A 15,070-nucleotide genomic window follows, 5' to 3' on the forward strand; every position below is an offset into this window, starting at 1 on the left:
TTACAGTGGTGCTTACTGATCAAGATAGAACTTAAATCCCAACAAATAACCGAATGTTGGTAAAACGAGAAAAATCTGGCAGCCCTGGCGGTAACCCTAACCTTTGTTGCGTCGAGTTTCGTCATTTTTCTGCCCTGGATACCTTAGCCGATCCCCAATCACCGAAAGTTGGTAAAACGGAAAAAACTGAGCCTGCTGTATCCAGACGCAAGTCGCCAAATCAGCGCAGATATAAGGGTGTGCAAGCGCGGGAATATCTCTTGTCATGTTTGGTTAAAACAGAGAAGTAAAAAGCTGAAATCTATATATAATAAACTTTTTCCAGTCTCTATTTCCGTTGCATACAGGATTGGAGGCTCAATGCCCTTGAGACACATGAGAGACAGGAGCTAGGAGCATCTCCCCTCGCTTTCAACTACACTTAGCTTTTTGATAACAAGCATTTTTTCCGACGACAGATAATCTGTCACTGTACAGGGTATCCGCCCGCTCTTAGAGCGATCGTTTGTCTCCTGCCACTGTCTTTTATAGTACTTATGCACCAGTAAAGCTGCTTAGAGAAACCTTATAGTCCCCACCGATTAAGTGCAGGGATTTTGCTTTGTTGATAAGGGTGATGGGGTGAGGTTGCACTCCATACCTTTAGCAGCAACACACGCGCGTGATTTATTTTATATGCAGAATTCTTACCTGTGGTGACCAATTTTTCTAAGTACGCTCTTTCTTCAGATGTTAGAGAATACTATGCCACCGAAAAAGGAGTAACTTCTAGTCAGCTTGCTTTAGCATGGCTATTCGCTCAAGGAGAAGATATTGTGCCAATTCCTGGTACAAAACGCCGTACTTACTTAAACGAGAATATTGCAGCTACCGAAATTACCCTGACTGAACAAGAGTTGAATCGACTTGAAGCAGTTGCACCAAAAAATGTGGCAGCAGGTGAGCGCTACCTGACATGAGTAGTGTTAACCGTTGATCCATCTGAGTGCTGGAGTATTTTTTCCGATTCTGCTTTTGATGAGCGTAGGCATCACTTGAATAGAGAGCGATGGGCTACGCCCCGCAAGAGCGATCGCTCACGCCAAATTTACTATCGAACAGTTGATTTCAAGTCAAAAAATTTATGGATATAAACTTAACTAGGGAGCAAGCAGAGCGATAAATGCTTGCCTACGCCCTTTTAGATTTTCCTCTCTACCAGAGGCTGAAGGCGAACGCTTGAATTGCTGCCGTTAGAAGCGATCGCAATCAGAGCGAGTTGAGGTGCGATCGCACCCACCATTTATTTTGGGCTTTATTGATCAGATGTCTTTGCCCTGAACTGGGGGTAGAGTATGACGCTCAAAGAAATTCCAAATCGTCTGAGTTGAGTCCAAACCCAGGTTCTTATTGAACTTGTTAATATTTTTATCACTAGAAGTACCACCGTACCAAAGATGTCCCCCATTAACTACAGCCAATTGTAAAACCTCAGAACCAGCGTTACAACCGGAGTAGGAATAGGTTTTAACTTTATCGCTACTGCTCCCATTGTCAGGGGCAAATGCTACATCCTTTGCAGTATACGTCGGACATTGGTTGTGAACGCGCCAAAAATTTACTACTTTCGGAATGGAAATGAGCGCTCCTTTTTGATTTTTTTCGTCGCCCTGATAATGTACAGATTGGTCGTTTGTGCCGTTAATCATCAATATTGATACAGGAAGATGCGGTTGGCATGTTTGTTCAAGTCGCATTGGCAGAGAACCAGCAACAGAAGCAAAAGCTGCTATCTGATCAGATAGTTGGCAAGTCAAAGCCTGAGTTAATATTCCACCTTTAGAAAAGCCAGTAGCGTAGATTCTACGCTTATCGATATTTCTAACTTCCTGTAGGTGATTAATTAAATTCTTCACAAAAGAGATATCATCAATCTTCCTTTTGCCGTTCTTTCTCAAGCTCCATTTATGGTCAATCCCATCAGGATAAACTACAATAAATCCTTTTTGTTCTGCTAATTCATTAAATTGAGAGACATTACTAATTGAGCGTCCGCTACCATCGTCTCCATGAAATACTAAAACTAATGGCATAGGACGACTAGGAGAATAAGACTTTGGTGTGTAAATATAATAAGTACGCACAGCACCTTGCTCAGTTAATTCGCCATTACTAGCACCAAAAACAACTTGGGATTGCCGAGCAGTTATTTGCTGTGCTTGAATTGATTCGCAAGCTGTTAGTAAACTAATTAAGGTAAAATAAGTAAATACTCGCCTCAAGAACTGAAAACTTAGATTAACATTCACGATAAATAAAATTTGGTAAAAGTATGAGGATTTTGTCTTTCATGCTGTTATAAATAACAAAGTACATCTTTTCAGTTACTGTTTAACTCTTACAAATGGCTGAATAATCGCCCAATTACAACTATTAAAACTCTAACTACAGATATAATTTATAGCAATCCGAATTGAATCGGAAGAAAATACGGAGATTAAAAGTACGTATTTATAAGCTTTTCAGCCTTTCGCTCTCTCACAAATGATTTATGACTATTATAGTATTTATGTACTTATGGGCAAAAATAAAACTACCATCACCAAATCAGCCCTCATGCTTGTGGTATAAGTTTTTTAATTTTGCTTGTTCGCATGATTGCGTTTAAGAGAATCCACAAGACTCGCTCTTTGCTTCGCCTTCGCCACCGCTTCTCCACAAGACGCTGGGCGGTAAGCGAAGGCGAGTGCGAGTGCGAGTGCGTGCCTTGAGCGTCTTTGGGGACTACCAAAAAAATAAATGACCCAAAAATGATTAAATAAAGCTGTATGAGCTACATAAGAATGATAATCATGGGGAAAGGGGAGGAAGCAGTACCCAAGGGTACTGCTTCCTCCTAAATCAACTCTTCATATTAATTCCGGTTAATCACTTATGATTACCGCATCTGTGCAAAAATCGGAAAAGCCTCTTTTCCCGAGTAAGAACTACGGTCTAAATGATCAGTCTTTAGCCGGACTTGATATTAGTCGCCAAAAGTAAGCAATTAGCCCTGCCTACTTTGGCTTTCGACCAGTTATAATACTCGAGTAACCAGAGGTTGGTTTAACTTCAATATCAACAAACCCAATCTCTGCCAACATAGTAGATAACTCCAGACCTGAATATTCTTGTCCGCCAGCACACCAAATCTGCATAATCACGTTAAACGCCGATGTAGCTAATGGCCCTGTCCGATGATCATTAAATAGCGGCTGGTGAATAATTATGCGTCCATTAGGCTCCAAACTATCAAAGCTTTTTTTTGTCAGAAAACGATTTTTCTCAAGGTCGTAATTGTGGTAGATAAGCGAGTAAAAGTGCAAATCAGCAGAGGGGAAAGGATCATTCCACATATCGCAAACTTCAGTGCTGATTTGTTCTAGCAGTCCATACTCGGCAATATACTCTTGAGCGATTTTGCAGACTGATGCTAACTCTAAAATCGTTGCTTTCAAGTTAGACCACTTGAGGGTTGCACCGATGCTGTGAGCACCAGAACCTCCGGCAATATCCAGCATATATTTATTGATAGAGAGGTCTAGAATTTCAGGCCATGCCAAGGCAGAAGAAATACTACCAGCATGCATGGCTTTTGTAAAAGTGCGGGTAACTTGCTCTTTATCTTCTTGTTCGTAAACTTTGTAGATAGAATTACCTTCATCAGCAATAGGAGCATCTGTCAAAATAGCTTTCTTAATTCCCGCGTAGGAAAAGGAATCAGGGTTAGCAATTAGGGAGTCCAATATCCCGCAAAAAGAAGTAGGGCTAGTTTCAAGTAAATACTCATAAGCAACAGTCGTAAGCGAGTAATACCCATCTTTTAGTTGGGTAAAATCCATAGATGCACATGCAGATAAGAGCGTCCCTGCTGCTCGTAGCTCAAGGTTGAGATTCTGGGAAATTTCTTGTAAAGTGCGTGGTGTTTCTGCTAAGAGTGGAAACAGTTTTAGTTCATGAGCAACTAGTAAAATTGGGTAACAGAAAAGAGCAAGATAAGCATCCCAAACCTTTTTACCATCTGTTTTTGGCTTGTTAAGTTTGTTAATTGGAGTTTTACTTGTTGCTTTGGTCATTGTTGTTCTCCTAGTAATTGCAAAAATCGGTATTAGCAGTTATATCAACTTTGTAACCTTTCATCTCTAAAAACATTTGAAGCTAACAGCAGTCTTTAGGAGAATCATCGCAGATAATGATGTGTTTTCTTAGGGACTACCAGAAAAATAAATGACCAAAAAAAATCAATGCAGTCTCTCAAAGATAATGATAATCATTGAGTGGTGCAGGGAAGTGGTTCTCTTTAAGAACCACTTCCCTGATGTAATTATTTGGAGGATTGCTTCTAGGCGTCTTTCTCTCGTAAAGGTTTTGGGCATCTTCATAGAGGATAAGCAAAGAATTGGTTTGGTGGTTTATGCGGCGATCGCATCATCAGGTATAAAAATTCTGGTTATTTATTTCTAAAGCATTCCGGAAATAGAAGGGAATGTCAGAAAAACTAAATAAAAGGACTTACTGAGTAACCAGGTCATGACCCACCACATAATCGGTAAATTACTACAAGGGCGTTACCAAATTGTCCAAAGCCTGGGTGCAGGGGTGTTTGGACAAACATACATTGCTGTAGACGTAGATTATCCGGAGAATCCCAAATGCGTTGTTAAGCAGATTAAAGTTAGCAGTTTTGAATCCGGCTACTTGGATATGCTGAGGTTACTGTTTCTAACTGAAACCCAAACCCTCAAGCTTCTGGGAAGCCATCACCAAATTCCAGAATTCATCGCCTGCTTTGAAGAAAACAAGCAATTTTATTTAGTGCAAGAGTGTATTGAAGGACACGCGCTGACTGCGGAATTACCTATTGATGAACAGTGGGGGTGTCTGTGGAGTGAAAGCGAAGTTGTAGAATTTCTGATAGATGTCTTAAGTATTTTAGAATTTGTTCACTCTCAAGGCGTTATCCATTGCGATATTAAACCGGAAAACTTGATCAGACGTAATAGCGATCGCAAGTTAGTTCTGATTGACTTTGGCTCAATCCAGTCTATCGATTTTGGCATAGGTGCGGAATTGCCCATTTTTAGAATTCCTGCGACTTCATTGGGGTACATACCGCCAGAGCAATTTATTGAACAAACACAGCCCAACAGTGATATTTATGCTTTAGGTATGATTGCCATCCAGGCTTTAACTGGGTTAGAGCCACTACAATTAAAGGCTGATCCTTATAGTGATGAAATTATTTGGCGTTCTCAAAACACACCAGTTAACGATTATCTAGCTGCTGTTCTCAGCCAAATGATCCGCTACGATTACCAAAAGCGCTTCCAGTCTGCGGATGAGGTACTGCGGGTACTCAAACAAATAATCTGGGAAACTGAGCCACCACAAATATTAGAAGCAGATTCTCAATTTCCTCTAGAAGGGGCGATTGAAGATGATAATTCTCAAAATCCGGCATCTGGGCAATTATCCCCCTTATTTACAGGAATCAAAGTCGGACTGGCGGCTAATTCTTTGTTAATGGGATTTGGTGTATATTCTTTAATTAATGCTGCACCTGCATACTCAGAAACAGAAACCTTATATAAAGCAACACAAGAATATCAAGCCGGAGATTTGCAAGAGGCGATCGCACTCGTTAAATCAATTCCCTCCCACAGCAATGTTTATCCAGAAGCGCAAGCGACAATCGAAGAATGGCAAGAGCAATGGCAAGTAGCTGCACAGCAATACCAAATAGCTCAAACAGCTTTGAATGAAGGCCAATGGTCAAATGTTATCAATGCTGCTGCTAAAGTTCCAAATATTTTATATTGGCAATCTAAAACAGATAAACTAGTTCGGCAAGCATCCGTCAATATTGAAGCACAGACGCAAGATTTATTAGCAAAAGCTTACGAAAGAGGCGCTGAAAAAGATTTTTCTGCTGCATTACAATATCTGCGTCAAATTCCTAAAGAAAGTTCTGCTGGTGCTTTAGTTCAAGACAAGTTGGCTGAGTACAATCGAAAGCGGCAGATCAGAGCAGCCTACTTTTTACAGAACGCTTACAAAAAAGCATCTATTGGTGATTTTGAGCGGGCTGTAAAATTTCTCCGAAATATTCCCCAAGATACTCTAGTTTATGCTCAAGCTCAAGTCAAATTGAATGAGTATACTCAAAAACAACGCGTGCTGGCTGACAATCAAAAGGTAGCTTCTGGAAAAACAACAAATTCATTCGTTTCTAAAAACTCAGCTACTAGGATTGAATATCTTCAGGGAGGAAATTACCTACAAGAAGTGAATATCCGGTAGTTATAGCAATTTTCAGATGAATGGACTTGTTACATACAGCAATTTTTAGATACGTAGAATATACATTATTGTAGGGGCACAATATATTAGACATCTGATGAAAATTAATTATGCGTTCACCCAAACCCTTGTAGAGACGCGAAATTTCGCGTCTCTACATTCTTTTCTGGAGATGTCTAGTACTAAGGTGTCGTCTGCGATGGATTGGTAGAATTAGGAACTGGGATAATTGGCACGATTACAGGTTTTGATTTTTCGCCTTGCAGTTGAATTTGGGCTTGGTTGCGGGCGTCTATTGCTTGTTGGTAATTAGGCTTATATTTTATTGCTTGGTCGTAAGAAGCGATCGCACTTTCATAGCGTTTCAAATTTAATAGGGCATTGCCTCTGCTATACCAACTTTCGGAATGGTCTGGTTTGTAACGAACTGCCTTATTATAAGATGCGATCGCATCTTCGTATTTTTGCAAAATGTATTGTGAATTTCCTAAATTATACCATAGTTGATAGTCGTTTGCTTTAATTCTTGCTGCTTTATTATAATATTTTATCGCTTCTTCATAGCGTTGGGTTTGATGTAGCGACCAGCCTAAATTATACCATGCTTGATAGCTTCTCGGATTATATTTAATTACCTGATTAAAAGATTCAATTGCGTCTGGATAACGTTGTAAATTCAGCAGTGTATTACCTCTTGATAACCAAGCTTGATAATAATTTGGCTGATATTGCACTGCTTTATCATAAGCTGTAAACGCATCTCGGTAACGTTGCAAATTTACTAAGGCATTTCCCCAGTTATACCAAGCTTGCTGGTAATCTGGTTTTAAATCAACGACTTTTTGATAGGCTGTGATCGCATCTTCATATCGTTTAGAATTCTGCAAAGCTAATCCTTTTTTGTACCAAGCTTCGTAATTATCTGGTTTGAGTTCAATCGCTTTTTCATAAGATTTAATTGCTTGGTCATATTGATTTAAATTACTGAAAGCTTCCCCTTTAGCGTTCCACACTTCGGAATTATCATTATTTAATTGTAAAGCTTTGTCGAAAGAGGCGATCGCTTCTTGATATCGCTGTAAATTTTCTAATACAAAACCCCGTCCAATCCAAGCTTCTAAATAATCTGGCTGAATTTGAATTGCTTTGTCATATGCCGCTAATGCTTCTTTGGATTTTTTTAATTTATCCAGCGTTTTGCCTTGACCATTCCAGCCTTGAGCATAATCTGGTCTAATATTAACTGCTTTTTCATATACTGCTAGTGCATCTTGATAGCGTTGCAAATCAAAAAGGGTATTTCCTTGTTTGGATAATTCTATGGCGTTATTTGAATTAATGTGATTCAAAATAAATATTGATCCAACTCCGCTAACACTAATTAAAAATATCGTTAATAAAATCTTACCTAATATACTTTTTTTAGGTTGAGATTTGTTTATATTCTTTGGTGGAGAAATAGGAGTTAACGCGATTGTCTGAGCGGGTGGTTGTATTAACTCTTTTAGTGCTTGTAATGCTACTGTTGCCGAAGGATAGCGTTGTCGAAAGTCGTAGCAGACCATTTTATCTAAGAATTGAGCAAATTCAGGCGTTACCGTGGCTTGATTATGCCAGATAATTTCATTAGTATCGGCATCTTTTACTATTTCCTCTGGTAATAATCCGGTGAGAGCTTGAATAGCAATTATTCCCGCAGCATAGATATCACTGCTTAATTTTGGCGTACCATGAGCTTGTTCTCCAGGAATATATCCAGGGGTACCTATAGCAACGGTAGCTTGCGTTTGACCTTGGGGAGTAATCACTTGAGTAGTAATTTGTTTAACTGCACCAAAATCAATTAAAATTAATTTGCAATCCGGGTGGCGTCTAAGAATATTTCGGGGATTAACATCACGGTGAATTACATTCTGTTGATGGACAAATTCTAAGATTGTCAAAAGTTCTTGTAAAAGTGAAATGACTTGCTCTTGACTCAGGGTTTTACCTGGGATTAATTCTTGACTCAGGTCATGACCTTCGATCAATTCTTGTACGAGATAGAATTCGGTATTCTCCTCAAAGTAAGCTAAAAGTTGGGGAATGCGATCGTGAGTTCCTAATTTATATAGAACTTGTGCTTCTGTATCAAATAAACGCCTAGCTGTCTCCAAAGTTACCGGATCACTTGCCTGGAGCTTAAGTTTCTTAACAACACATGGAGGTGAACCGGGTAATTGGGTATCACAAGCCACAAAAGTTTCACCAAAACCCCCACCTCCCAAGTTACTAATAATTTGGTATCTTCCTACAAGTGTGTTTCCCAGCATCTCGTTTGCCTAGTTAAGTGCGATGCGATCTGATTTCAATCTTGCCACACGTTAAGGGCGATAGGGGAGGCAGGGGGAGAATGACCAATACTTCGGCTTCGCTCAGTACAAGTGACTAATGACTAATGACCAATGACCAATGACCAATGACCAATGACCAATGACTAATGACAAATCCATATGATTCCTATTAGTGATAATATTCGTTGTCGGACTAAACCAATTATTAATTATTGGCTGATTGGGATTAATCTTGCCGTATTTTTATGGGAACTTCAACTAGAATTTAATGGGGAATTGGGCTATTTTGTCAATAGTTGGGGGTTGATTCCGGCGCAGATTAGTGGGGCAATTACAAATGCACTCTTCTTCAACAACAATGCTGCTTGGATAATTGTAATTTGGCGAACATTTTCATTACTTTTGGGAATATTCATACATGGCAGCTTTAGTCAGATATTGGGAAATTTGCTATTTTTGTGGGTTTTTGGTAAGACTGTAGAAAATATTCTGGGACATAGACGCTATCTAGGATTTTATCTGGCTGCTGGTGCGATCGCTTCTTTAGTCCAAATTCTGGCTGAACCGAGTTTGACAGTACCATTGATTGGGGGCAATGGCGCGATCGCAGCTGTTTTAGGAGCATATGTGATGAAATTTCCGAAAGCGAAAATTGACACAATTTTGCCGCTAATAATCTTGTATATCCCCATCCAACTCCCAGCCTTTTTCTATATATTTTGGTGGTTTATACAACAATTATTTTATGGTATAGGCAGTTTAAATATTCCTCCTGTTGGTGTAAATCAATCGGGTGTTGTCTTCTGGGGGCAGGTTGTAGGGTTATTAACTGGTATGGTCTTCATGCGTCTGAAGAAATGATTGATTTGCCTCTAGATGCAAAGCATCTTGCCGTCAAACATCGCTTTTAATCTCAGAGGATGTCTTGTGGCTAAAACTCCTATGTGCCTTTTGATGGATTGCATTTTTCAGCTAAAAAATTCATACTCATATAACTACTGGATGCCTACTCTTCAAATCGGTATTGTTTAGTTGTGAGTTGTGTTTAAGATGGCAGGTATTGATAAAATTAACTTTCAACTCACTGATGAATTAGTAGTTATGCGGCAGCGTGTAGCTGAGTTAGAGCAATCAGAAATATTTTATCAACAAGAGCATGCAGCGCTTAAGCAGCAAGTAATAGAATTAGAGAAACAACTGGCAGTAGCACGACAAAATCCCCAGATTCAAGTTGTCGAGTTAGACATTGAATGGCATCTTCAACAAGGGACATCTACAGCCTCGATGCCAACAGATGTGGCAGTGACTTTAGAGCAACTTCAACAAGAAATTGTACAACGACAGCAGGTAGAAGTCTCCCTCAGAGAGAGTGAAGAACGGCTCAGGCTAGCTCTAGATGCTTCCCCGATGGGCTTGTGGGATTGTAATATTGTGACCAATCAAGTCATCTGGTCTGAAAATCATGAAGTGCTTTTTGGTCTACTTCCAGGGAGTTTTGACGGCACTTATGAGGCGTTTTTGAAGTGCGTTTATCGTGAAGACAGGCAATCTGTAATGCAAGTTATCGCCCAGGCTTTAAGACAAAAGACTGACTATAACCATGAATTTCGTATAGTTCGATTAGACCAAAGTGTACATTGGATTTCTGCCAAGGGAAAATTTATCTATGACGATCAGGGACAAGCGGTGCGAATGATTGGAATTTGTATGGAAACTACTGTGTGCAAGCAGGCAGAAGAAAGCAGTCGCAAACTAACAACCCAACTGCAAGAACAGGCAAATATTTTAAATGCTATCCTCACCGCATCAGTAGATCATATTTACATCTTTAATCGCAGAGGTTGCTATCAGTATGTCAGTCGTGATGGAGCAACTCTACTAGGCTTAAAACCCCAGGATATGATCGGCAAGACTTTGCAAGAAGTAGATTTACCCGCAGACTTTGTAGAGCAGGTAGATAATCAACGACAAGCTGTGATGAAAACTGGGCAGCCAATTAAGGATGAGTGTAAATATATTACCGCCGATGGGGTGCGTTATTATGAATACATCCTCACAGCATTACGGAATTCTAATCAAACTATTGAAGGCGTAATTAGTGTTTATCACGATATTACGGAACACAAACGGGCAGAAAAATCATTACGTGAAAGTGAAGCACGATTTCGGCGTTTGTTTGAATCTAACCTAATCGGGGTCGCTTTTTGGAACGTGGATGGCTTTATTCTTAATGCCAATGATGCCTTCCTTCAACTAGCTGGCTACACTCGTGATCAGTTTGCCACCTTAGGTAGAATTAATTGGAGAGAACTTACTCCTGGCGAGTATAAGGATTTAGACGATCGCGCCTTCTTGGAGGTGCAAACCACTGGAGTTTCCAAAATTTATAAGAAAGAGTTTGTCCACCGCAACGGGAAGCGAGTCCCAATTGTTTTGGGGATGGCCTTGCTGAATGACTGCCAGGATAATGGTCTTGCTTTTGTACTAAATATTACTGATGTTTCCGACGAGCTCCGCTTACGCAAATTAGCTGAGAAAGAATGCGATCGCCTCCTCGAACGAGAAGGGAAAGCACGCCAACAAGCAGAAATTGCCAACAAAATCAAAGATGAATTTCTGGGGGTTCTCTCCCATGAACTGCGAACCCCACTCAACTCCATCCTGGGATGGTCGAAAATGCTGCGGACTCGCAAGTTTGATGAAAAAACCACTAACCACGCCTTGGAAACCGTTGAACGCAACGCCAAGTTACAAACCCAGCTAATTGAAGATTTGTTAGATGTGTCTCACATCCTCCAAGGAAAATTAAACTTGAATATCTGTCCAGTCAGTTTGGTAATGGTGGTTGAAGCAGCACTAGAGACAGTACAACTAGCAGCACAAGCCAAGTCAATTCAAATTCAGACGATATTTGACCGCACTTTGGGACAAGTGATGGGCGACCCAAATCGGCTTCAGCAAGTTGTGTGGAATCTACTTTCCAATGCGGTAAAATTTACACCAACAGGAGGACGGGTAGAAATTCGATTAGTGGAAGTTGGTAAGCAAGCTCAAATTCAGGTCAGCGATACAGGTAAGGGAATTCCGCCAGACTTTTTGCCTTATGTGTTTGATTACTTTCGCCAAGTTGATAGTACAACTACCCGGACATTTGGTGGATTAGGTTTAGGATTAGCGATCGTGCGTAAAGTTGTAGAAATGCATGGGGGAAATGTTCAAGCGGAAACTCCTAGAGAAACATCGGGTGCAACCTTCACTGTTGAACTACCGCTTTTGGTCATAAGTGAACAGGTGAGACATGAAGAGAATGAGTCTATAGATTCTGATCCGGAATCCTCGCTGCTTTCAAACACTCAAATTTTGGTGGTAGACGATGAACCCGATATCCGCGACTTAATTACCTTTATTTTGCAAGACTACGGTGCAGAAGTAACCGCCGTATCATCAGCACAGGAGGCATTACAAGCGCTGTCTGAGTCGATACCAGATGTTTTAATTAGCGATATTGGAATGCCAAAGACAGACGGTTATATGCTGATGCGGGAAGTGAGGGCGCGATCGCCCAAACTTGGAGGATTGGTACCAGCGATCGCTCTGACGGCTTATGCAGGGGAAATGAATCAGCAGCAAGCACTAGCAGCAGGATTTCAAATACATATTTCTAAACCAGTAGATCCAGATGTATTGGTGAAGGCGATCGTCGATTTGATTGAGTCAAGGTGATATAGATAAGCGTCCGAGAGGCTTTCCATAACTTTGGTGTTGTGCCATCTCTACTGCTTTCCTGCTAGACTCTCGATAGTCCCTATGCTTTCAGGAATTATGGTATCTGTTGAGCAAATCATGAAGGAAGCCTTAGCTTTGCCCAGTGCAGCGAGAGCATTGTTGGCAGAAAAGCTGGTTGAAAGTCTTGAATTTGATCTAGACGAAACACTTCAAATGCTGTGGACAGATGAAGCCAAAAAGCGTAGAGATGAAGTCCGAAGCGGTACAGTTTCACCCATTTCTGGAGAGGAAGCGTTAGCTAGGGTGAGACAACTTTTAGAGTAATGAAATACGTTTTTCACCCAACGGCATTAAGCGAATACGGCGAAGCAGTCAAGTTTTACGCAGAGCGTCGGGTTGAATTAGCACAGGCATTTATTAATGCGGTTGAGGATGCTATTTTCCGAATCATTTAGTCACCGAGTCGTTAGGCTGTTGTTGACGAAGACATTCGTTGATGTCTAACGCGCAAATTTCCCTATGGAATTTTATACACCATTGAGGAAGATTACGTTTTGATTTTGGCGGTGATGCACTGTAGCCGCGAACCGGGATACTGGAAAGAGCGTGTTAAAGAGAAACCATCAGACGGATAAAATAAACTTGAAATAAGTAAATTTCTAAATTAGTGAAGCTTGCTACGCAAACTAATTAGCAGGCGATCGCTCCTATTTTACCAAGAACCAAAAATGTCAGCCGATACAATCGCATTGCAGGTCGATGTAATAATTTTCCCCTGCACCTTCTTCTACGGCGACGATTCGTCTAGGAGTGTGAGCCACCGCTACCTCCAGAACGCGATCGCCCAGGTTTATAACACTATTAACAATACTGGTTATAGCGGTTCTCGATTGGGTGAGGTACAGTTTTGACCTCTCTCCTAAAAGGAAAGAGGCTTTGAATTCTTCCCCCTTCCCGCGTCGGGAAGGGGGTTAGGGGGTTAGGTCTATCTGCGTACTTCATCCAATTTAAAATCGCTATATCCTTTTGAGAATCGCTATAAGATGAGTAAAAGGGTCTTCTATGTCAACAATTTCAATCTTAAACACCATGAAGTGTCCTAAATTAAAAACAGCTATCTACCGTTTGCATAGAAATGACTGAGCAACGTGATGCTGACTCACCGTCAACTGATTCTCAAAAATTGAGTGAATCGACCGATGGAGCAATAACCAAGTCGGTCGAGAATTCCTGGACAAACCGTATTGCTGGTGTCTGGAACAACGCAACAACACGCTTAACCCAACTTTTACCCGTAGAACAACTGGCACAGACAGTTGTTGAATGGTTTAGTGTCAGCGAAACTCAGGTTGCAGAGATTTTAGAGAAAGTCCGAGCCGAACTGCCAACCACAGAAGCTTTGGTGATTGGTAAACCCCAAGCCGGAAAAAGTTCAATTGTCCGGGGATTGACGGGCGTATCTGCCGAGATTGTCGGTCAGGGATTTCGTCCCCACACGCAACACACCCAGCGCTATGCCTATCCTTCCAATGATCTGCCGTTACTGATTTTTACTGATACGGTGGGACTAGGCGATGTTAAACAAGATACTCAGGTAATTATTCAGGAGTTAGTTGGCGATTTACAACAGGAGACTCGTTCCGCCAGAATCCTGCTTCTGACAGTTAAAATCAATGATTTTGCAACTGACACACTGCGACAAATTGCTCAACAGTTGCGCCAGCAGTATCCAAATATTCCCTGTCTGCTGGTAGTTACCTGCTTGCATGAGGTTTATCCTGCCAATATCGTCGATCATCCTGCCTATCCGCCAGACTATCAGGAAGTCAACCGCGCATTTGCCGCAATGCAGCAAGCCTTCGCAAAAATAACTGACCGCTCTGTACTAATTGACTTTACTTTAGAAGAAGATGGCTACACTCCAGTATTTTACGGCTTAGAAGCACTGCGAGATTCCTTGGCAGAACTACTCCCAGATGCCGAAGCCCAGTCCATTTATCAGCTATTGGATCGAGAAGAAACTGGTAAGCAACTTGGCAACCTTTATCGGGATGCTGCCCGCCGTTATATTTTGCCATTTGCGATTATGTCTGCCACCGTCGCCGCTGTACCTTTGCCATTTGCCACAATGCCCGTACTAACTGCCTTGCAAGGATCAATGGTGGGTCTGTTGGGTAAATTATATGGGCAGACACTTACGCCATCTCAGGCGGGAGGAGTTGTGAGTGCGATCGCAGGTGGTTTTTTAGCACAGGCAATTGCCCGGGAGTTAATTAAATTTATACCAGGTTTTGGTAGTGCGATCGCAGCCTCTTGGGCAGCCGCCTATACTTGGGCATTAGGGGAAGCAGCCTGCGTTTACTTTGGTGATTTAATGGGAGGTAAGAAACCCGACCCCCAAAAAATTCAGTTGGTGATGCAAGAAGCGTTTCAGGCAGCACAAGAACGGTTTAAGGGAATTAAACGTTAAGACTCAAGAATCCATTTCTCAAAGCAAACACTCACTGGATTTCCCACATAGCGTCCATAGGCTGCTATACGTTAATAACCCGCAGATTCATATAACCGAATTGCCGTAGGTTGATAAATGCCTGTGCGTCACCGATAGCGTACTCCTACGGGGAAGCAAGCGCAGCGTCTCGTAGAGACGCTGCGCTTGCTTCCCCCTACAGCCCTTTAGGCATCCTACGGCA

13 protein-coding genes are annotated in these 15,070 nt (G+C 41.3%); 10 read left to right on the top strand and 3 right to left on the bottom strand.

Going from position 1 to position 15,070, the window contains the following annotated elements; genetic code table 11:
- The first annotated feature begins 53 nt into the window (after nt 1-53).
- Nucleotides 54-290, top strand: coding sequence for a hypothetical protein (locus V7K85_RS22040; protein ID WP_334816562.1), 237 nt, complete (start codon nt 54-56; stop codon nt 288-290).
- A gap of 405 nt (nt 291-695) precedes the next feature.
- Entirely contained in the window at nt 696-959 is a 264-nt protein-coding gene (locus V7K85_RS22045) for an aldo/keto reductase (RefSeq protein WP_334816564.1), read from the top strand.
- Between the two features lie 342 nt (nt 960-1,301).
- Here the strand turns inward: V7K85_RS22045 and V7K85_RS22050 are convergent, their stop codons facing one another.
- Nucleotides 1,302-2,288, bottom strand: a complete 987-nt coding sequence (locus V7K85_RS22050) for an extracellular catalytic domain type 1 short-chain-length polyhydroxyalkanoate depolymerase (protein WP_334816566.1) — start codon at nt 2,286-2,288, stop codon at nt 1,302-1,304.
- Between the two features lie 747 nt (nt 2,289-3,035).
- Entirely contained in the window at nt 3,036-4,094 is a 1,059-nt protein-coding gene (locus tag V7K85_RS22055; protein ID WP_334816568.1) for a methyltransferase, read from the bottom strand.
- Between the two features lie 214 nt (nt 4,095-4,308).
- Between V7K85_RS22055 and V7K85_RS22060 the strand changes: the two genes are divergently transcribed.
- Complete coding sequence (locus V7K85_RS22060; protein WP_334816570.1) at nt 4,309-4,482, top strand: hypothetical protein; 174 nt, start codon at nt 4,309-4,311, stop codon at nt 4,480-4,482.
- Between the two features lie 66 nt (nt 4,483-4,548).
- Nucleotides 4,549-6,318: a serine/threonine-protein kinase gene (locus V7K85_RS22065; protein ID WP_334816572.1), complete on the top strand. Its 1,770-nt coding sequence runs from the start codon at nt 4,549-4,551 to the stop codon at nt 6,316-6,318.
- 182 nt (nt 6,319-6,500) lie between these two features.
- Here the strand turns inward: V7K85_RS22065 and V7K85_RS22070 are convergent, their stop codons facing one another.
- Nucleotides 6,501-8,630 (bottom strand): tetratricopeptide repeat protein, encoded by a 2,130-nt coding sequence (locus V7K85_RS22070; protein ID WP_334816573.1) that lies wholly within the window; start codon nt 8,628-8,630, stop codon nt 6,501-6,503.
- A gap of 180 nt (nt 8,631-8,810) precedes the next feature.
- Here V7K85_RS22070 and V7K85_RS22075 point away from each other — a divergent pair, with 180 nt between their 5' ends.
- The 6 genes from V7K85_RS22075 to V7K85_RS22100 all read left to right on the top strand — a co-directional run bounded on the left by V7K85_RS22075 (nt 8,811) and on the right by V7K85_RS22100 (nt 14,847).
- On the top strand, nt 8,811-9,512 hold the full coding sequence (locus V7K85_RS22075; protein ID WP_334816574.1) for a rhomboid family intramembrane serine protease: 702 nt from the start codon (nt 8,811-8,813) through the stop codon (nt 9,510-9,512).
- A 189-nt stretch (nt 9,513-9,701) separates the two neighbouring features.
- A complete protein-coding gene (locus V7K85_RS22080; RefSeq protein ID WP_334816575.1) occupies nt 9,702-12,374 on the top strand; it encodes a hybrid sensor histidine kinase/response regulator in 2,673 nt (890 codons plus the stop codon).
- A 99-nt stretch (nt 12,375-12,473) separates the two neighbouring features.
- Nucleotides 12,474-12,701 (top strand): addiction module protein, encoded by a 228-nt coding sequence (locus V7K85_RS22085; protein ID WP_334816576.1) that lies wholly within the window; start codon nt 12,474-12,476, stop codon nt 12,699-12,701.
- Nucleotides 12,701-12,832: a hypothetical protein gene (locus V7K85_RS22090; protein WP_334816577.1), complete on the top strand. Its 132-nt coding sequence runs from the start codon at nt 12,701-12,703 to the stop codon at nt 12,830-12,832. The genes V7K85_RS22085 and V7K85_RS22090 overlap by 1 nt, the downstream gene beginning before the upstream one ends.
- Before the next feature lie 273 nt (nt 12,833-13,105).
- Nucleotides 13,106-13,288 carry a hypothetical protein gene (locus tag V7K85_RS22095; protein WP_334816578.1) on the top strand — a complete coding sequence of 61 codons (183 nt, stop codon included), beginning with the start codon at nt 13,106-13,108 and terminating at the stop codon, nt 13,286-13,288.
- 224 nt (nt 13,289-13,512) lie between these two features.
- Nucleotides 13,513-14,847 carry a YcjF family protein gene (locus V7K85_RS22100; RefSeq protein WP_334816579.1) on the top strand — a complete coding sequence of 445 codons (1,335 nt, stop codon included), beginning with the start codon at nt 13,513-13,515 and terminating at the stop codon, nt 14,845-14,847.
- Nucleotides 14,848-15,070 lie beyond the last annotated feature (223 nt).

The sequence above is a fragment of the Nostoc sp. genome (genome assembly GCF_036917615.1).
Lineage (GTDB): Bacteria > Cyanobacteriota > Cyanobacteriia > Cyanobacteriales > Nostocaceae > Nostoc.